Annotated in this window: 18 protein-coding genes; 7 read left to right on the top strand and 11 right to left on the bottom strand. The window is 59.3% G+C overall.

Annotation, left to right across the window (positions count from 1 at the left end; translation table 11 throughout):
• Nucleotides 1-82 precede the first annotated feature (82 nt).
• Nucleotides 83-508 (bottom strand): VOC family protein, encoded by a 426-nt coding sequence (locus JJB09_RS08760; RefSeq protein WP_201656186.1) that lies wholly within the window; start codon nt 506-508, stop codon nt 83-85.
• 69 nt (nt 509-577) lie between these two features.
• On the opposite strand from JJB09_RS08760, the gene JJB09_RS08755 reads away from it, so the two are divergent.
• The 4 genes from JJB09_RS08755 (at nt 578) to JJB09_RS08740 (ending at nt 3,588) form a co-directional block, all read left to right on the top strand.
• Entirely contained in the window at nt 578-1,162 is a 585-nt protein-coding gene (locus tag JJB09_RS08755) for a TetR/AcrR family transcriptional regulator (protein WP_201656183.1), read from the top strand.
• 108 nt (nt 1,163-1,270) lie between these two features.
• Nucleotides 1,271-1,909: a sigma-70 family RNA polymerase sigma factor gene (locus tag JJB09_RS08750; protein WP_246748627.1), complete on the top strand. Its 639-nt coding sequence runs from the start codon at nt 1,271-1,273 to the stop codon at nt 1,907-1,909.
• Nucleotides 1,909-2,571 carry a ChrR family anti-sigma-E factor gene (locus JJB09_RS08745; RefSeq protein ID WP_246748645.1) on the top strand — a complete coding sequence of 221 codons (663 nt, stop codon included), beginning with the start codon at nt 1,909-1,911 and terminating at the stop codon, nt 2,569-2,571. The genes JJB09_RS08750 and JJB09_RS08745 overlap by 1 nt, the downstream gene beginning before the upstream one ends.
• 108 nt (nt 2,572-2,679) lie before the next feature.
• Nucleotides 2,680-3,588, top strand: coding sequence for a DMT family transporter (locus tag JJB09_RS08740; protein WP_201656177.1), 909 nt, complete (start codon nt 2,680-2,682; stop codon nt 3,586-3,588).
• Here the strand turns inward: JJB09_RS08740 and JJB09_RS08735 are convergent.
• Both JJB09_RS08735 and cls read right to left on the bottom strand, forming a co-directional pair.
• Nucleotides 3,561-4,331, bottom strand: coding sequence for an endonuclease/exonuclease/phosphatase family protein (locus JJB09_RS08735; RefSeq protein WP_201656175.1), 771 nt, complete (start codon nt 4,329-4,331; stop codon nt 3,561-3,563). The two genes, JJB09_RS08740 and JJB09_RS08735, sit on opposite strands and share 28 nt — an antisense overlap.
• A gap of 74 nt (nt 4,332-4,405) precedes the next feature.
• Nucleotides 4,406-5,860, bottom strand: coding sequence for a cardiolipin synthase (cls, locus tag JJB09_RS08730; RefSeq protein ID WP_201656172.1), 1,455 nt, complete (start codon nt 5,858-5,860; stop codon nt 4,406-4,408).
• Nucleotides 5,861-6,085: 225 nt separating this feature from the next.
• Here cls and JJB09_RS08725 point away from each other — a divergent pair, with 225 nt between their 5' ends.
• Nucleotides 6,086-7,426 carry an Nramp family divalent metal transporter gene (locus JJB09_RS08725; protein ID WP_201656169.1) on the top strand — a complete coding sequence of 447 codons (1,341 nt, stop codon included), beginning with the start codon at nt 6,086-6,088 and terminating at the stop codon, nt 7,424-7,426.
• A gap of 159 nt (nt 7,427-7,585) precedes the next feature.
• On the opposite strand, the gene JJB09_RS08720 is transcribed toward JJB09_RS08725, so the two are convergent.
• The 6 genes from JJB09_RS08720 to JJB09_RS08695 form a co-directional block, all read right to left on the bottom strand.
• Nucleotides 7,586-8,524 carry a sensor domain-containing diguanylate cyclase gene (locus tag JJB09_RS08720; RefSeq protein ID WP_201656166.1) on the bottom strand — a complete coding sequence of 313 codons (939 nt, stop codon included), beginning with the start codon at nt 8,522-8,524 and terminating at the stop codon, nt 7,586-7,588.
• 103 nt (nt 8,525-8,627) lie between these two features.
• Nucleotides 8,628-8,993, bottom strand: coding sequence for a VOC family protein (locus JJB09_RS08715; RefSeq protein WP_201656163.1), 366 nt, complete (start codon nt 8,991-8,993; stop codon nt 8,628-8,630).
• 139 nt (nt 8,994-9,132) lie between these two features.
• Nucleotides 9,133-10,899, bottom strand: a complete 1,767-nt coding sequence (locus tag JJB09_RS08710) for a DEAD/DEAH box helicase (RefSeq protein ID WP_201656160.1) — start codon at nt 10,897-10,899, stop codon at nt 9,133-9,135.
• A 341-nt stretch (nt 10,900-11,240) separates the two neighbouring features.
• On the bottom strand, nt 11,241-12,596 hold the full coding sequence (locus tag JJB09_RS08705) for a sensor histidine kinase (protein ID WP_201656157.1): 1,356 nt from the start codon (nt 12,594-12,596) through the stop codon (nt 11,241-11,243).
• Entirely contained in the window at nt 12,593-13,261 is a 669-nt protein-coding gene (locus JJB09_RS08700; protein WP_201656823.1) for a response regulator transcription factor, read from the bottom strand. Before JJB09_RS08700 ends, JJB09_RS08705 begins: the two co-directional genes overlap by 4 nt.
• Nucleotides 13,261-13,620 (bottom strand): PepSY domain-containing protein, encoded by a 360-nt coding sequence (locus JJB09_RS08695; RefSeq protein ID WP_201656154.1) that lies wholly within the window; start codon nt 13,618-13,620, stop codon nt 13,261-13,263. Before JJB09_RS08695 ends, JJB09_RS08700 begins: the two co-directional genes overlap by 1 nt.
• A 146-nt stretch (nt 13,621-13,766) precedes the next feature.
• Here JJB09_RS08695 and JJB09_RS08690 point away from each other — a divergent pair, with 146 nt between their 5' ends.
• Together JJB09_RS08690 and JJB09_RS08685 are read left to right on the top strand one after the other, a co-directional pair.
• Complete coding sequence (locus JJB09_RS08690; protein ID WP_201656151.1) at nt 13,767-14,045, top strand: PepSY domain-containing protein; 279 nt, start codon at nt 13,767-13,769, stop codon at nt 14,043-14,045.
• Nucleotides 14,045-14,608: a cytochrome b/b6 domain-containing protein gene (locus JJB09_RS08685; RefSeq protein WP_201656148.1), complete on the top strand. Its 564-nt coding sequence runs from the start codon at nt 14,045-14,047 to the stop codon at nt 14,606-14,608. Before JJB09_RS08690 ends, JJB09_RS08685 begins: the two co-directional genes overlap by 1 nt.
• A gap of 293 nt (nt 14,609-14,901) precedes the next feature.
• On the opposite strand, the gene JJB09_RS08680 is transcribed toward JJB09_RS08685, so the two are convergent.
• Nucleotides 14,902-15,993 carry a helix-turn-helix transcriptional regulator gene (locus tag JJB09_RS08680; protein ID WP_201656145.1) on the bottom strand — a complete coding sequence of 364 codons (1,092 nt, stop codon included), beginning with the start codon at nt 15,991-15,993 and terminating at the stop codon, nt 14,902-14,904.
• A gap of 150 nt (nt 15,994-16,143) precedes the next feature.
• A complete protein-coding gene (locus tag JJB09_RS08675) occupies nt 16,144-17,730 on the bottom strand; it encodes a trimethylamine methyltransferase family protein (RefSeq protein WP_201656142.1) in 1,587 nt (528 codons plus the stop codon).
• Between the last annotated feature and the right edge of the window lie 143 nt (nt 17,731-17,873).

The raw sequence follows: 17,873 nt of genomic DNA, 5'->3' as shown, positions 1-17,873 counted from the left end.
ATTATGCCGCCTGAGATGCCCGTGAGTTATGCGCTTGCACAAATACTATGCGTCGACCGGATCAGGTCGTCCGCAACTTTTGTCAGATGGGAAGTGCTGTCTCCGAATATTGCCCGGCAAATTCCGCCGAAGGTGGGATTGGTTTGATGACGTCGATCATTACGCCGTTCGGATCGGCGGTGATGAAGTGTCGCTGGCCGAATGCTTCGTCACGGAGGCTGCGCAGTATCGGCATCCCGGCCTCCTGCACGGCGGCATAGATTCTGTCCGTATCCTCGACCTCGAAGTTGAGGATGATCCCGCTGGCTGGCCTGCGGCCTTGCTCTGGAACCGTGTCGTGATCGACGGCGACGAAAGCGAGATTGACGGTTTCGTCCGTTGCTGATTGCAAGTGAACATACCAGTCGCTGCTGAACAGGCTGCGAAATCCGAAATGGGTTTCGTAGAAGCGCGCGGATGCCGTCACGTCATTGACGAGAAGAACAGGGTAGTAGCTCGTTGCTTTCATGACTTTCCTCCTTGTCGAAAAAGACATACAGTCTGTATGTAGTTTTCAATTAACATACAGGCTGTATGTATGCAAGAGAAATCCAGGCGGAGCAATTCCGATAGAAGCCACGCGACCCGCGAGGCACTGCTGAAAACGGGGCGAGTCCTGTTCGTAGAATTCGGCTATGCCGACACCGCTACGCCGGATATCGTGGCGCAGGCGGGGGTGACGCGCGGCGCGCTCTATCATCACTTTGTCGACAAGGCGGCGCTGTTCGAAGCAGTTGTCCGACAGGAGGCGGTGGAGGTCGCGAGGGTGATCGATGCGGCAACCGCTGATATTGCCGATCCGGCCGAGGCGCTGGGGGTGGGTGCGGACGCCTATCTCGATGCGATGAAAGTGCCTGGGCGGACGCGACTGCTGCTGATCGACGGCCCGGCCGTACTGGGACGGGAAAAAATCGATCTCATCGACTGGGAAAATCCGGCAGGGACGCTTGTTACGGGGCTTGCTGCTGCTTCCGGAAGGGCTGTTGACGCCGAACTTGAGGCGCGAGCGCAATTGCTCTCGGCCGCATTCGATCGGGCAGCGCTTGAAATCGCAGCGGGTGCATCGCAGCCGCGGTTCGCCATTCTCCTGAAGGGCCTTTGCCGATACTTCTTGACGTTTTGACCGTCTTCGACGGTGGAATGACGGGATGGCATTTCACCGGCAGCCATTCTACTATACCGCGTAGCACATGGTGTTGATCCGCCTTGGCCGGTGAAGCGTATACGGGGCATGAATGGCGAACGGCGAGCTTACCAGCATGCGGCCGCCCGGCAGGGCAAGGCAGCCCATATGGTGACACTCGGGGACAGGGGACACTTGCCTCCGCCGGAAGAGTTGGCTTCCTTGCTGCTGCTGGTGGCGGAGCGCCGCGATAAACAGGCCTTTGCGTCGTTGTTCCGGTTCTATGCGCCGCGTCTGAAGTCGTTCCTTGTCAAGCAGGGATTCAATGACATCGAATGTGAAGACCTGATCCAGGAGACGATGCTCAACCTGTGGCGCAAGGCCGAAAGCTTTGACCCCGGCAAGGCTGGCGTCTCGACATGGATCTTCACGATAGCCCGCAACTCCGGTATAGACCGCCGCCGCCGTACCGCCCGCATGGTGTCGCGACCGGTGGAGGAGGAGAACGACGAGCCGGATCCGGATCCATCGGCCGAGGACGTAATCATCATACGGCAGAACGAGGCTGCCATTCGCGAGGCACTCGGCCGCTTGCCAGTGGAACAGGCAGCGGTGATCAGGATGTCGTATTTCGGCGACAACCCGCAAGCAGAGATCGCCCGTTTGCTTGGCATTCCCCTCGGAACTGTGAAGTCGCGGGTACGGCTCGCCCTGCACAGGTTGCGCCAGATAATGGAAAACGAGTGATGGCGACGAACAACCAAGCCAGTGATGATTTATTGCTTGCCTATGCGGCGGGAAAACTGAGCCCTGCGCCGTCGCTGGTAGTGGCAAGCCATGTGGCGATGTCCGCGCAGAGCGAAGAGCGGCTTTCGATGTTCGAAAGTCTGGGTGGCAACCTCCTGGAGGAGCAGCCGCTTGCTGAACTCCACGAGGATCTGTTCGAGCGCATGCTGATGCGCCTGGACATTCCTGATGAACAAGCCGTCCCCGATACGGCCCCCCATGGAAATGATCATGCAAGCCTTGATATGGGCGTGACACTGCCCACACCGCTGGCCGCGCGACAGATCGGCAATTGGCGATGTATCGCCCCGGGCATAAGGTTTGCCAAAGTCGAAGTCCCCGAGGATCCCGACTTCAAGGTCGTGCTGCTCAGGGTTCGCGCCGGACAAGCGCTTCCCATGCATGGGCACAAGGGGACGGAGCTGACGCTAATCCTCAAAGGGTCCTTCCACGACGAAGGCGGAACCTATCTGCCTGGTGATATCGCGGAGGAAGATGAGCAATCCGACCATCAACCCATAGCGGGGCCGGAAGGCGAATGTATCTGCCTTACGGTCATCGAAGGCTCCATGCGTCCGCATGGCTGGCTGGCGCGGATGCTGCAGCCATTGATCGGGTTCTGACCTGAACCAGTTGATCGTCGGTTTTTCGGCTTGTTGCCGTGCGCGGGTTGAGCTATCGCGAAGGCTGTTGATCCGTTTGCTTTGCAGACATATCCCCGGAGCATTGTTTTGAAACTCGAGCGCTTCGCGCCGGTGCTGTTCGTTCTCCTATGGTCGTCCGGCTGGATTTCGCCGGTCTACGGTATAGGGCATGCGTCGGCTGAGGTATTTCTATCCGTCCGCTTTGCGCTTGCTGCCGTTGCATTCGCTATCTTCAGTGTCGCGAGTGGCGCCCGCTGGCCGAAGGATCCGAAGTTCATCGCCCATGGCTTCGTCTCGGGACTGTTGCTGCATGGCGCCTATCTCGGTGGGGTGTGGTGGGCGATTTTCAATGGCGTACCGGCTTCGGTCTCCGGCGTCATTGCCGCGCTTCAACCGCTCATGACTGGGGCTCTTGCACCATGGCTGGTCGGCGAGAAGCTGTCCGGCACTCAGCTGATGGGTCTGGTTCTCGGCTTCCTGGGGATACTTACGGCACTTGTTCCAAGTTTCGAAGGCGTCGACGCAGCCGTGTTCGCCGAGCGTGCATTTCCGATCGCCGTGAACATCGTCGCGATGTCAGGCGCCGTCCTCGGAACGCTCTATCAGAAGCGTTTCATCCATGGCGGCGACATGCGCACCACCGCCGTTTATCAGTATATCGGCGCCTTCTCGGTGGTTTTCGCGCTCACCTTCGTGACCGAGGAACCGAAGTTCGATTTCAGCCTGCAATTGATGCTGGTCATGGCCTGGTCGGTGTTTGCGCTGTCGATGGGCGCTGTGGCGCTGCTGCTTTACATGATCCGCAGGGGGCAGGTTTCGCGCGCGGCATCGCTGATCTACCTGATGCCGCCGACCGTGGCCATAGAGTCCTACATCTTCCTCGGCGAGCCGCTCGGTTTCTGGATGATTGCGGGCACAGTCATCGTGGTCGCGGGCGTGTGGCTTGCGGGTCGCAAGCCCAAAACGCTTCAGGCCGCGCCAAGCACCGCATCTTGATAACGCAGGGTCGTCTTGATCGGCAGATGGTCCGAGGCGACGCGCGAAAGCGGCGAATCGTGGACACTGACCGCATCGATAAGGCCCTCGCGATCGGCGATGATACGATCGAGCGCCAGGAAGGGCAGACGCGAGGGAAAACTCGCAACGGCCGCCGGCAGGCTTCCGAAGGCGGTGCGGAAGGTCGATAGCGAGGATTGCGCGCCGAGCCGCCATTCGTTGAAATCCCCGAGCAGCAACGTCGGCTTTGCGGTATGTCGCCTCATGATGTCGAGGAGTCTGTCGGCCTGTTGCCGGCGCGAGCGGCGCAATAGACCAAGATGCGCCGCGATGATGCGAACGCCCGGCCCGTCGTCGAAATCGATGTCTGCCAGCAACGCGCCCCTCGGCTCCAGTCCCGGCAGGCGAAACTCATGCACTGCACTCACCATGTCCTTGCGAACCAGAACGATATTGCCGTGCCAGCCGTGGGCGGCGGACGCGCGGCTCAGCGGCACCGGCACCAGCCCGCAATCATGGTCGATGCGCTGAAGGTTCAGCAGCCCCTTGCGCTCGCCGAAGCGGGTATCGACTTCCTGCAGCGCTATGATGTCCGGGCTCATTTCCCGGATGACCTGCAAGATTCTGTCGGGGTCTCGTTTTCCGTCTGTCCCCACGCATTTGTGAATGTTGTAGGACGCGACCACCAGCTCACCGCTCGCGCGTTCCTTGGCGATGGGGGCTGCGTTTGGTCGCGAACGCATGTTTCTAATTGCCGACAGTATCAACTGCTGATGTCCCTGGTTTCTCGGTCTTTACGTATGTCTCTTTGCCGGTTTCACAAGTAGGGCGATCCAAGCCAGACCAGTTTTTCGAGCAGCCGGAGGGCAAATGGCCGTGCGCGCCAACTGTCGAGGGTGACTTCCGTGGCTTTCCGCATTGCCTCGTCGGCAAGCCGTTCGATCTCGGCGGCGAATTCCCAATCCAGTATTTCAAGGTCCACTTCGAAGTTCAAACGTAATGAACGCGGGTCGAGATTGCTGGTGCCGACATAGGACCATGTGCCATCGATCGTCAGCAGCTTGGAATGGTTGAACGTACCGCCAACCCGCCAGATGCGGCACCCATATCTCAGGAGCTGGTCGAACTGGGCGGACATGGCGCGATCGACAAGCTTGAGATTGTTGTCCTGCGGGATCAGGATGTCAATCTCGACACCCCGGCGCGCGGCAGTGACCATGGCGCTGATCAACTCGCGATCCGGCAGGAAGTAGGGAGACATGATGCGAACGGTGGAGCGGGCGATGGAGAAAGCGCCGAGCAGCATTTTGTGGTTGGTTTCCAAGCCTGCATCCGGCCCGGACGAGACGACCCGGATATAGCGCGGGCTTGTCGGCTCCGAGGGGTTGATACCGTTCGGGGAGGGAAAGTCCGGCTTTTCACCCGAAGCGAAATGCCAGTCCTCGAGCGCCACGGTTTGCAGGTCGCGGACGACAGGACCGGTCAGTTTGAAATGCGTGTCGCGGCTGAAATTGCTTCCGGCAAATTCACCCGCAAAGCCCTCACGAATGTTCATGCCGCCGGTAAATCCGACCTTGCCGTCGATGACGATGATCTTCCGGTGAGTGCGCAGGTTGGCGTAGGGCAGACGCAGGCCCTTGATGACATTGCCGTTGAAGGCATCCACGGGCACGCCAGCCTCTTCGAAATGACCGATGATGCTTGGCGTCGAATAACGTGCACCCACCGCGTCGATCAGTACCCGTACATCCACGCCGCGCTTGAAGGCGGCGATCAGCCGGTCGGCAACCCGCAAACCGATCCTGTCGCGGTCGAAAATATAGCTCTCGACGACTATGCTTTGTTCAGCTTCATCGATCGCCCTGCAGATTTCCGCGTAGGCGGCATCGCCGGTCGCGAGCAGTTCGATCGAATTGCCGGTGGTCATGAAGAACCGGGTGATGGTATCGCCCAGGCGGTTGAGCGCCATGAATTGTCGACCAAACAGTTCGGCAATATCTTCCCGGCCCAGCACATGGGTATCGGCTTCGCTCAGAAGGCTGCGACGGGCACCGCGCCGGGTGGCGAGTGCGGCGTGGCGGATGCGATTGATGCCGGCAACCAGATATATCAGTGCCCCCAATATGGGCGACAAGATGATGACGCCGACCCAGCCGGTGGCGGCACGAACGTCTTCCTTGGTCATGGCGGCATGGGCTGCGGCGATGCCGCCGGTAATCAGCGAGACGCCGGCAAGGATATGTGGCCAGTAGGTCTTGAGGAGGTCGATCACAGAAAACCGTTCAGTTAAGGCGATTTCGCATGAGTTTGATGTGCGGCAGGCAGCCGTCTGAGCAGTTGTGCCACAGTTTTGCAACTCTGTCTGCATGTCATGCGCACAACGGGCACGTGTTCCGGCACGCAGAAACAACGACAAAATTTATTGCTCTGGTTCTATTGCCAGCCATCGATTTGCTGTTACATTGAGAATAATTCTCAATAGCAAAAGCTGACATCAATGGACGCAAATGTAAAATGGCAGGCAGGCGGATGGCGGGCGGAACGCGGGGAGGCGTCACTTTCGGATGTGCATCGCTCCATTTCCGTCGCGAGGAATGCCTCAAAGTTCAGGAAAATGGCTGCGTTCGTTGGCCCCGGCTATATGGTTGCGGTCGGGTACATGGACCCCGGCAACTGGGCTACATCGCTCGCCGGTGGTTCCAAATTCGGTTACACGCTGCTCACGGTGGCGCTGATTTCCAATATTATCGCCATCATCCTGCAGTCGCTTACCGCCCGCCTGGCCATCGCCTCGGGGCGGGATCTGGCGCAAGCCTGCCGTGACGCATTCCCCAGACCGGTGTCCTATATGCTGTGGGCGCTGGCGGAACTGGCCATCATCGCCACCGATATTGCCGAGGTGATCGGCACGGCCATCGGCCTCAATCTGATATTCGGCATCCCGCTCGAGATCGGCGTGGTCATCACTGCGCTCGACGTGTTCCTGATCCTCTATCTGCAGAAACTCGGATTTCGCTGGGTCGAGGCCTTCGTCATCGCAATGCTCGGCGTGATCGCCGTCTGCTTCGGGATGCAGATCTTCATGGCCGACCCTGTTTGGGGAGACGTCATCCGCGGCTTTGCGCCGACCACCGAGATCCTGAAGAACCCCGAAATGCTCTATCTGGCGCTTGGTATTCTCGGTGCGACCGTCATGCCGCACAATCTCTACCTGCATTCCGGCATCGTGCTGACACGCGATTTCGGCGACACGGTCGAAGACAAGAAAAGCGCGCTGACCTATGCGACCATCGACTCGACCGTGGCGCTGATGTTCGCCCTGTTAATCAACGCCTCGATCTTGATCCTGGCCGCAGCCGCCTTTCACACGACCGGCCGCACCGAGGTCGCTGAGCTTGGCGAAGCGCAACAACTGTTGGCGCCGTTGCTTGGCTTCGCGGTCGCCCCCATCCTGTTCGGCATCTCGCTTCTGGCATGCGGCATCAATTCCACTGTGACGGCAACGCTCGCCGGACAGATCGTCATGGAGGGGTTTCTGCAGCTTCGAATTCCGCCGTGGATGCGCCGCCTTGTGACGCGCGCCATTGCCATCGTCCCGGCCGCGATCGTCACCATCTGGTATGGCGAGAGCGGTACCGGCAAGCTGCTGATCCTGTCGCAGGTGGTGCTGTCACTGCAGCTTTCGTTTGCAGTCTTCCCGCTGGTTATGTTCACCGCCAGCAAAGCCAAGATGGGCGAACTTGTCTCCCCGCGCTGGCTAAGTGCGCTGGCCTATTTCATTGCGGTGTTCATCGCCGGGCTCAACATCAAGCTGCTCTACGATCTGGCGTTGGGATAGCTATCGAGGACGCCGTCAATGATGTTCACGCCCGTCAGCACGACTGGTGCTGTGGCCTGGCGCGACGGCGCCAGTCCGTGAGCATGACTGGCAATCGGAGTTACACTGGATTATTTCCGCCATCTGGCCTGCAGCCAGGGGCCGGACTGGGCGTTCCGCTTACATGCCGACTGCGCTTTTCGACAACTGAAACCCTGGGCGGATTGTACTAATCCGGTTTCGTCCATCGCGCTTGGACTGATAGAGGCCGTCGTCAGCACGCTTCAGGACGTCTTCGCATGAGGTGTCAGAGGGCCAGAATTCGCTCAGGCCTCCGCTGATCGTCGTGCCGATTTTCAGTTTGTCCTCAATGTCCATGATGATGCGGAGACGTAGCAGGTTCGCTATTTTTTCCGCTTCGTCGCAGGTCGTGCCGGGCATAAGAACCACGAACTCGTCGCCACCGAGACGCGCGAGAATGTTGTTGGTACCGAGTTCGTTGCGGCAAACGCAGCCGATCTCGCTCAACACTTCGTCCCCCTTCAGATGGCCGAGTTCATCGTTGATCTGCTTGAAATTGTCGACATCGAACATCATCGCCGTCGTCGGCGCCTGTTGGTGGAAAAACAGCTCGTAACGGCTTTGTAGAGCTTCCAGCAGTTTTCGGCGATTGAACAGTCCCGTGAGGGCATCCGTCTCGCTTTGTTCGCGCAGGCGCATCTCGATTGCATTTTTCTCGGTAATGTTGCTTGCAACCCAGACGACGGCATCTTCGCCATCGACCTGAAACCCCAGTGCCTGGATGCGGCCCTCAAACCAGATGGGCAGGTGAGGCCCTGAGTTCTCCAACCCTTTCACGTCGCTGCCGCTCAGGGTGTATTCGACGATATGCAGCGCTTTAGAATCCAGGGCGCGGCTGATCTGTTGGGCGAACCAGTTGGCTTTCTCGTAATGGAGAACGTCGAACATCGTTTGCCCGACGAGGCTGTTACCATCATGATAATAGCGATCGTCCGTGCCGCCGAACAACGCCGCATAGCGGCCGCTTCTTGTCAGGATGAACGCCGGGTCGGGCAAAGTCGAAAGGATGGACTGCAATTGCTCGTGTGAAAACAACATTCTGCCCCGGAGTCGGTGAGCTACGATTCACTGGGTTGGTATATTGCTGCAACTTTATGAAGAGTTCGGAAACAGGAGCTAATATTCCTATCAGCCGTGGGTCTCACAAAGTCTGAAGCGCGATACGGTTGCCTTCGCTGTCTTTGATTTCGGCAACAAAGGCCTGCTTGCCGATTGCGGTCTTCGGGAAGAGAACTTCGCTTCCGTGGCCAACGGCCCTTTTGATGACGGCATCGATATCTGCGACGCTGAAATAGACGATCGCCCCGTTTACCGTTGGCACATACGCTTCGCCTTCTGCGAGGGCGCCGCTGGCGCCGTCTTTTCCTTCCTCGAAGGGAAAGTGCGCCATCCTGCTTCCATGGAGATTGACGATGTTCCCGAATGCAATGCCGAAGACCGTGGCATAGAAACTCGTGGCTCTCTCCAGGTTCGCGACCGGTATTTCGATGTGCGAGATCAGGTTCATTCAGTCCGTCTCCATGGCTCATGCAAAAGCAGGAAACAGGGGTAGCAAAAAGCCGCCCGCAGAACTATCCGCGGACGGCTTAAATTCGCCATCCGAGCTCAATCCTACGGGACTGAGCTCGTGTTCTTGTTGTGGGTTATCAGCCCTCGCGGTTGCCGCCAGTGGCCTTGCGGCGCTGGCCACCATTGCCACCGTTGCCACCACGGTTACCGCCGTGCCACTGCTTCTTGCTGGCAGCTGCCTGCGGCTTGGCGCCGGGCTGGCCTTGCGGCTTGCGGGCCGGACGTGCGTCACCGGAGACATCGCCTGCGATCAGGTTGCGGTCGTCGGCAAAGCCGGCATGGCGCACTGGAGAATGACGGTTCTGGCCATGGGGCTTGGCCGCGCCTTCGCCATGGTTGCGGTTGTCACGGCGTTCGCCGTTCGCGGCGCGCTCGCCACGATGCGGCTGCTCGGCGCGGGCAGGGCGTTCACCCTGAGCCGGGCGTTCGCCACGATGCGGACGATCGCCATGGGCGGGTCGCTCGCGACGCTGTTCGCCGGCACGGGGCGCACGACGGCTGTCGTCACGGCGCTCGCCATGGTTTTCGGTGCGAACCGGCTTGAATTCGCCGCCGCTGAGTTCCTCGACTTCGGCGAAGCTCGACATTTCGCGTGCGCGCTTGTCGGCATACTGTTCGCGCTTTGCACGTTCCTCACGCGGGCCGCGGCTGGTTTCGCGCTGGCCGCGATGGCCTTCGCCACCACCGACTTTCTTCTTCTTGCCCTGCCAGTCGGGGCGCTCGCCGGATGCGACCGGGATCGAGATGCCCATCAGCTTTTCGATGTCGTAAAGCAGCTTGACGTCTTCGGGACCGCAAAACGCGATCGCCACGCCTTCGCGGCCGGCTCGCGCGGTGCGGCCGATGCGGTGGACATAGGCTTCGGCAACCTGCGGCAGGTCGAAGTTGTAGACATGGCTGACGCCGGGGACGTCGATGCCACGGGCGGCGACGTCGGTGGCAACGAGAATGTCGATCTCGCCATCGCGGAAGGATTTCAACGCGCGGTCGCGCTGGCCCTGGCTCTTGTTGCCGTGGATCGAGGCAACCTTGAAACCGGAGTGGTCGAGATGCTTCATCAGCTTCTCGGCGCCATGCTTGGTCTTGGAGAAAACCAGCGAAAGGCCTTCGGTATTGATGCGAAGCTGTTCCTTGAGGAGCACGGTCTTGTGATCGCGGCCTTCGACGAAGTGGACGCGCTGCTCGACCTTGTCGGCAGCCTTGCCCGGTGGGTTGACGGAGACTTCGACCGGATTGTCGAGATAGCCGTCGGCCAGTTCGGCGATTGCCTGCGGCATGGTGGCGGAGAACAACAGCGTCTGGCGGCGCTTCGGCACCAGCTTGACGATCTTGCGCAGGTCGTGGATGAAACCGAGATCAAGCATCTGGTCGGCTTCGTCGAGCACGAGATAACGGGTTGCCGTCAGCGTCAGTGCGCGGCGCTCGCAAAGGTCGAGCAGGCGGCCCGGGGTGGCGACGAGAATGTCGATGCCCTTTTCCAGGATCTGGCTCTGCTTGTTGATCGATGCACCGCCAACGACGGTGGTGATCTTCAGTGGCGACTTCTTGGTGAAGACTTTCAGGCTCTCGGCGATCTGGTTGACCAGTTCGCGGGTCGGAGCGAGGATCAGGGCGCGTACCGCTTTCGGATCGGGCCTTGCGCCTTCCTTGATCAGCATCTGCACGAGCGGCAGGCCGAATGCCAAGGTTTTGCCGGTGCCGGTTTGTGCGAGGCCGATAATGTCGCGGCCTTCGAGCAGGACGGGGATCGCCTTGCCCTGAATGGGGGTGGCGGTTTCGAAGCCGCTGGCGCCGAGTGTGGACAATAGATACTGGGAGAGCCCAAGCGTATCAAAGCTGGTCAATTCTAATAACCTTTCGGGGTGCCAAACGGGGCAGCCGGAAAAGCATCATTGCTTTCCGGTTCGTCTGGCCCAAGAACCCCGCGTGATCTGGGAACTTGTAAGTTTCTGGAAATATACTTTCCGGCGCATTCGACCTTCCCGGGGGAAGGTATCAAGTTACGGCGCCCGACCTCTTGTATCGCGACCTTTGTCGCACGGGCAGCTCACGCGGCGCCCTTGAGGGAAAGCTGGTGCTCATTTCGTTCATTCGCATGAGAAAGTCAAGTGCTTTGTTTCGCAAGTGCGAAAGGGGATGCCGAAGCAAGCATCGATCGCACCCGTAATAGGGCGGGACCAGACTGCTAGGCAATGCCCGGGCCGGCAATGGTTACGCACAAGCCGCTGTCGCCGCTGTTTTCCAGCTGAAGCTCCAACCCATACACCGAGGCGATTTCCTGGGTGATCGCCAGACCGAGGCCGCTGCCCGGCTTTTGATGATCCAGCCGCAGGCCTCGTGTTGTCAACTGGCTCAGCTTGTCTTCCGCCACCCCCGGCCCGTCGTCGACAATGGTGATCGTCCATCCCTGCGGCCGGGAGGTTGCCGTCACACTGACACATGTGCGGGCCCACTTGGCGGCATTTTCCAGAAGGTTGCCGATCAGGTCGCGGAAATCCTGCGGGTCGATCGGCAGCGTCAGATCCCGCGGAACAACGGTCTTCCAGTCGAGCTTTTCGCCGTCTTCCGTGCGCTTGAGCGTGCGAACGAGATCATCGATGATCTTCCCCACGGGCGCGTCAGACCTGCGCTGTTCAGGGCTGTGGGCAATCCGCGCCCGCGCCAGCTCGTGATTTACATGGGCGAGCATGGATTCGGCCAGCTGGTCGAGTTCAGCTGCCATTTCCGTTTCGCCCTTGTCGTGCAATGTCAGCGCATTGTTGGAGAGCACGGTCAGCGGTGTCTTGAGGCCATGAGCAAGATCGCTGGCGCGCGCTCTGGCCTTCTCGATCGCATTTGCCTGCGCCACCAGCAGATGGTTCAACTGGCTGACCAGACCCGAAAGCTCGGCGGGGTAGGGGGCCTTCAGTGTCTGGCTGCGCCGCTCGCGCACGTCATTGAGATCACCGGCTATAGCCGAAAGCGGCCGCAGGCCGATCATCAGTTGCACGACCGACATGGCCACCAGGAAAACGGCAAGCGCCGCCACATAGGGGATGATTGCCCTGGCAAAGCTGTCCTTTGCGTCGTTCAGCACCGATGCATCGACGGCCACGGCAATCCTGATCGTGCGGCCCCCACCGGGGGCGGCTACGATCAGGGCGCGTTCCTGGACGATAACATCGCTGCCTTCCGGCCCCTTGAGGTGGTAGCGATGAACAGTGCCAGGAGAATGTTCGTCGGCCGGAAGGGGAAGCGCATAATCGAAGAGCGACGGAGAGCGCAGGTCCGTGCCGCGCGCGGGATCGTCAATCTGCCAGTAAAGACCGCTATAGGCCTGATAAAAGCGATTGTCCGCGGGGCTTTCGGGTCTTTGCAAGGTGCCGTCGGACTTGAATTCCAGCGAACCTGCTAAACGGTTTATGTGGCCCGTCAATTCCGTGTCGATGCGCTTTTCGACATTGTCAGCGAAAAGCGCCACCAGAAACCATGAGGCGAGCGAAAGCGCGACGGTGACGCTGATCAGCGAAACGATGATGAAGCGCGTTCGGATTGAAATCATTGGCCAACGTCCGACGCAATCTGGTAGCCGAAGCCGCGTCGCGTGAGAATGACGTCCTTGCCCAGCTTCTTGCGCAGCCGCCCGATCAACACCTCGACGGAGTTGCTCTCGCGCTCGAAGTCTTGAGCATAAAGCTGTTCGGTCAATTCCAGCTGAGAAACCGGTCGGGACTTGTTCAGCATAAGCGCCATGACGCAACGATATTCCAGTTGCGTCAGTTCGACCGGCAGGCCATCGACGCTGACCGCCTTGCGCTTCGTGTCGATGCTGACGGGACCGCTGGAAAGGACCGGATTTGCCTGGCCTGCGTAGCGCCGCAACACAGCCCTCAGGCGGGCGAGCAATTCCTGCATCTTGAACGGTTTGGGCAGGTAGTCGTCAGCACCTGTGTCGATGCCCTCGACGCGCTCCTCCCAATTGCCTCGGGCAGTCAGAATGATCACGGGCATCTCGCGTCCTGCTGCGCGCCAGCGTTTGAGCACCGTGAGACCATCCATGCCCGGCAGGCCGAGATCGAGTATGACGGCCGCGAAATCCTCGGTGTCACCGGCGAACCAGCCGTCCTCGCCGTTTCTTTCATGCGTTACAATGTAGCCCGACTTGATGAGGTAGGCGCAGACGTCACGCGCGATCATGGGGTCGTCTTCGATCAGAAGGATGCGCATCATTCGTTCTCGACTTCAAGCACGGCGCCATTGGCGGCATTGATCTCTATCTCGATCAGCCGGCCGTTCGGGCTCAGGATACGAAACTCATAGACGATCAGGCTTTTTTCACGACCAATCGACACGTTCACGATTTCGCCTGCCCAGCGGCGCTGTACATCCGCCTTGATTGTCGCAAGCGGCAGCAGCTTGCCGTCCCTCACGGATTTGCGGATCTGATCATAGGGATCGGGTTCTTCCTGGCTATGATCGTCGGCTGGCGAGGTGTTGCGATCATCGTCGTCGGCGATCGCAACGCACGAACCGGCCAGCGGCCAGAGGCAGGTGGCCACGGCAGCAAGTCTTGCGAGCGTCGACATGGAAGTATGCATCTTGACAGGATAATTGGTTGAAGATGACGAAAAGCTGACAGCGGGCGTCAGGTGAACGTCAGCTACCTGTTTCTATGGTGCCGGTAACGGTTCGGGTGATCAAGCCCGCCGGTTCACACCAAGGAGCATTTCATATGCGGAAGATCATTCTTGCTGCCGTCGTTCTCACCACAGCCTTTGCAGGACTGGCTCGCGCCGAAGACACGCATGATTGTGGCAATGTCCCCAAGGACAAGTGGATGAGCGAGGACGCGCTGAAGGAAAAGGCCAAGGGCATGGGCTATGATGTGCGCAAGATCAAGGTCGAAGGAGGCTGCTACGAGGTCTATGCCATCGATTCAAAGGGCGCCAAGGTCGAAACACTCTTCAATCCGCAGACCGGCGAAGCCGTTGGAAACGAGGCAGGCGAATAATGGTCGCCGCCGAGGATGTCGAAACGGGGGACGCCGCTTCGGCGCTCCCCACCGTGAAGGTCTGGGATCCGTTCGTGCGGATTTTCCACTGGTCTCTGGTTGGACTATTCTCGTTTTCATTTCTGACCGGAGATGAATGGAAAGCGGCGCATATCTATTCGGGATATGCGATCGCGTCCCTGCTGGCTTTTCGGGTGCTCTGGGGACTGGTGGGCAGCCGCCACGCCCGCTTCTCAGACTTCATATATCACCCGGTCACCGTGATCCGCTTTCTAAGTGACAGCCTGAGGATGCGCGCAAGGCGTTATCTCGGCCACAATCCCGCTGGCGGCATGATGGTCCTGGTGTTGCTGGCGATGATTTCGACCATCGCCACAACGGGGTACATGATGACGACGGATGCCTATTGGGGCGTCGAATGGGTTGAGAACGTTCACAAGACCGCAGTTTATCTGACGATTGGCCTGATCGTGCTGCATATTGCCGGCGTTGTCTTTGCCTGTTTTGAGCATCGCGAAAATCTGGTGCGGGCGATGATCACCGGCCGCAAGAGGAACAACTGAAACATGCAGGGGGGGGAAGGGGCCGCCCGAGCCAGGCCGCCGTACCCCTATGGAAGCATCGTTGCCAAGCGCCATACCCCGGCAATTAATGCCAGGGCATGGCGCTTGTGGTTTGGGGAGGCGTCTTGCCTGCTTCGATAGGCGAGCATCAGCCATCTCCCGTTGGCTGGCAAAAGCAGGCGTTTCCCAAGGCGTGGAAGCAAATGTCTTCGCCAGAACTGGTGGAAATGCATGCACTTGTTCGATTTCGGTTCGCGTTAAATGGCTTGCGCGTCTCCGAAACGCGAGGCGCGCTATCCTCCCATCGGGCGAATGCTGGCGATCGCCGCGATGAAATCGGCTTGGCGCTGCATACCAGATTTCGACAAGATCGATTTCACATGGCTGCGGACGGTCTCGTCGCTGATCGAAAGCTGGGTTGCTGTTGCGGCCACATTGCTCCCCGCCGCGAGCCGCCGGGCAACGCGGGCTTCAGCCGGCGACAAGTCGAACAAGCCCTGGATCGTTTCGGTGTCAGGCACTTTCGTTCTGTCGATGGGGGTGACCACCAGGAAGAAGGCTGCGCTGGTGAATATGTCGCGTGCGTTGCCCGAAACCTGAACCAGATGGACGACGGCCGGCGGCGCATCGTCCAGTTGCGGCAGTGGAAAAGAGCGGCTGAATGTGGCGCCATCGGCCAGTTGGAAGCGTGCGATTGCCACGGAGAGCAGATCGTTGGCCGGTGCATGGGCGAAGCGCAACTGATCGTGCGCCGCAATTACGATCTGCGGTATGAAGTTCTCCAGAAGCCTGTTGCTTGCCAACACCCGGCCGTTGAAGCCAAGAACTGCGGACGGCAATCCCGTGAGGTGAAGGGCCTCGACTGCGGCGTTTATGCGTTCGAATTCAAGGCGGCTGGACATCATCGCTGCCCGGGCAAGATGCGGGCGCAGACGGTCCAGATAGGCGATCGAGGCGGTGTCGACCGGGCCTTTGCTTTTCTTCTTCTCTACGGCGAAGATGATCTTGTCGCCGCAAGGCGCACTTATGAATGTCGATGTGCCGAAGCCGTAGCCCAGCGGCTTCATGACTTCGGTGAAGATCGGGTGGGTCTCGTAGTCCTCGTCGGAGAAATAGTCTGCCTCATTGATGAAGCCATGCTGCTCGATTGATAGCAATCTTTGCGCGCGCGTGTTGCGGGTTGCCCAGCCTTCCTTCAGCATCTTGGTCGACAGGTCTTCGAGGGACGCGGATGCAATCGAACGCGTGGCCGCCGTGCTGACATTGAAGAGCGCGGTTCCGTGTCCATTCACAGCTTGCGCCATCTGGTCCAGCACATGTTCCCAGTTGGTGGGGATAAAAGCAGATTCGTATATCAGGTCGATGAAATTTGTTTCCGAAGCCATTCCAATGCTGCCGTACTATTGAGATTTAATATATATTTCTAACGTTTTGGAATTGTTTCGGAAATGTGTGAAAATACCGTTGATATATGCAGTATACATCAGAAAAAGGGCGCCAACGGCGCCCTGTTAAATGAACAATCAAATTCTTCATCAGAAATCCGTCGCTACCCCGCCTTCTTCCTTGCGCTTGGCGACGAAGGCGTCGAGTTCTTCCTCGACAGCCGGATCGATCGGTGGGCGCTCGTAGGAGGCAAGCACGGACTTTGCGACTTTGCTTGCCTTGTCGAAGGCAGTCGGGCTGCCTGCCTCAACCCAGCTTTCGTTGTTGCGCCAGTCCGAGATGATCGGCGAGTAGAAGGCGTTTTCGTAGCGCGCGAGCGTATGCGCCGTGCCGAAGAAATGGCCTCCGGGACCAACGTCGCGGATGGCATCGAGCGCCAGCGCCTCGTCTGAGACATCGAGCGGGCGTAGGAATTCGGCGATCATCTGCAAGAGATCGACGTCGAGGATGAACTTTTCGTAGGATGCGGTCAGTCCACCTTCGGTCCAGCCGGCCGAATGCATGATGAAATTGCCACCGCCTTCGATCACGCTCCAGAGAGAGAAGACGGACTCGTAGGCCGCCTGCGCATCGACGGTATTGGCGGCATTGGTGTTGGATGTACGATACGGGAAGCCGTAACGACGGGCGAGCTGGCCACCGGCGATCACCGCCTTCATGTATTCCGGGGTGCCGAAGGCCGGCGCGCCGGTCTTCATGTCGACATTCGAGGTGAAGCCGCCGTAGCCGGCTGGGGCACCACGACGCACCATCTGGGTGAACGCGATGCCGCACAGCGCCTCGGCGTTTTGCTGGACAAGCGCACCGGCCACCGTCACCGGGGCCATCGCGCCCGCGAGGGTGAAGGGCGTAATGATGACGGGCTGATTGGTTGCGGACATCTCGATGATACCCTGCAGCATCGGTCCGTCCAAGCGCAGGGGCGAGGACGAGTTGATGATGGTGAAGAGCGAGGGTTCGCGCTCCATCTGCTCCATGCTGATGCCGCGTCCGATACGAGCCATTTCGATCGCGTCGGTATTTCGCTGCTTGCCGAGCGAGTAGGCGTGGAACGGTTTGTCTGTCAGCTTGATTAGGTCGGAGATGCAGTCGAGATGGCGGACAGAGGCATGGATATCGACCGGCTCGACCGGATAACCGCCGGTCGTGTGAATGATGTCGTAGGACTGCGCAAGCTTCAGCAAGTTGCGGTAGTCCTTCTGGTTGCCGGTGCGGCGACCGCCGTCGAGATCAGACACGAAGGGTGCAGATGCGACCTGGGCAAAGACCAGATTGTTGCCGCCCATCTGCACGTTGCGCAGCGGATTGCGGGAATATAGTGTAAATTCTTTCGGGACCGTGGCGATCATATCCATGATCAGCCCGCGATCGAAGCGCACGCGTTCGCTGCCGGGAGTAACCCGGGCACCGTGTGCCTTCATGATCTCGCGGGCTTCCGGCAGCATGATATCCATGCCGATTTCCTCGAGCACGGTCAGCGATGCATTGTGGATTGCTTCGATCTGGTCGGCGGACAGGAGTTCGGTCTTGGGGCGGGTGTTGGTGAGGTTGAGGTAGGAAGGGCCATGGCTCTTGCGAGTGCGGTCACCACCGCGTCCGCCGGGGCGCCGGCGCCGCCCCGCTTCGCCCGTAGCTTCTTCATGGATGGTGCTTGCGAGGGTGCCTTCTGCGCTCATGTTCCGCCTGCTCAAGATTCTATTTGCATATACATAATAATGCCAACAAACCCCCTGTCCAGCCTCGGTAAAAGCGACATGTAACGAAGAATCATTGGCGCGGACGGGCAATTGCATGTTCCGGCTGCGTCAACCACTTCCGC

This window comes from Phytoamicus setariae (assembly GCF_016722925.1).
Taxonomy (GTDB): Bacteria; Pseudomonadota; Alphaproteobacteria; order Rhizobiales; family Rhizobiaceae; genus Rhizobium_E; species Rhizobium_E setariae.
Note: the sequence above shows the minus strand (reverse complement) of the source record. Positions and strands in the feature narration are given on the sequence as shown.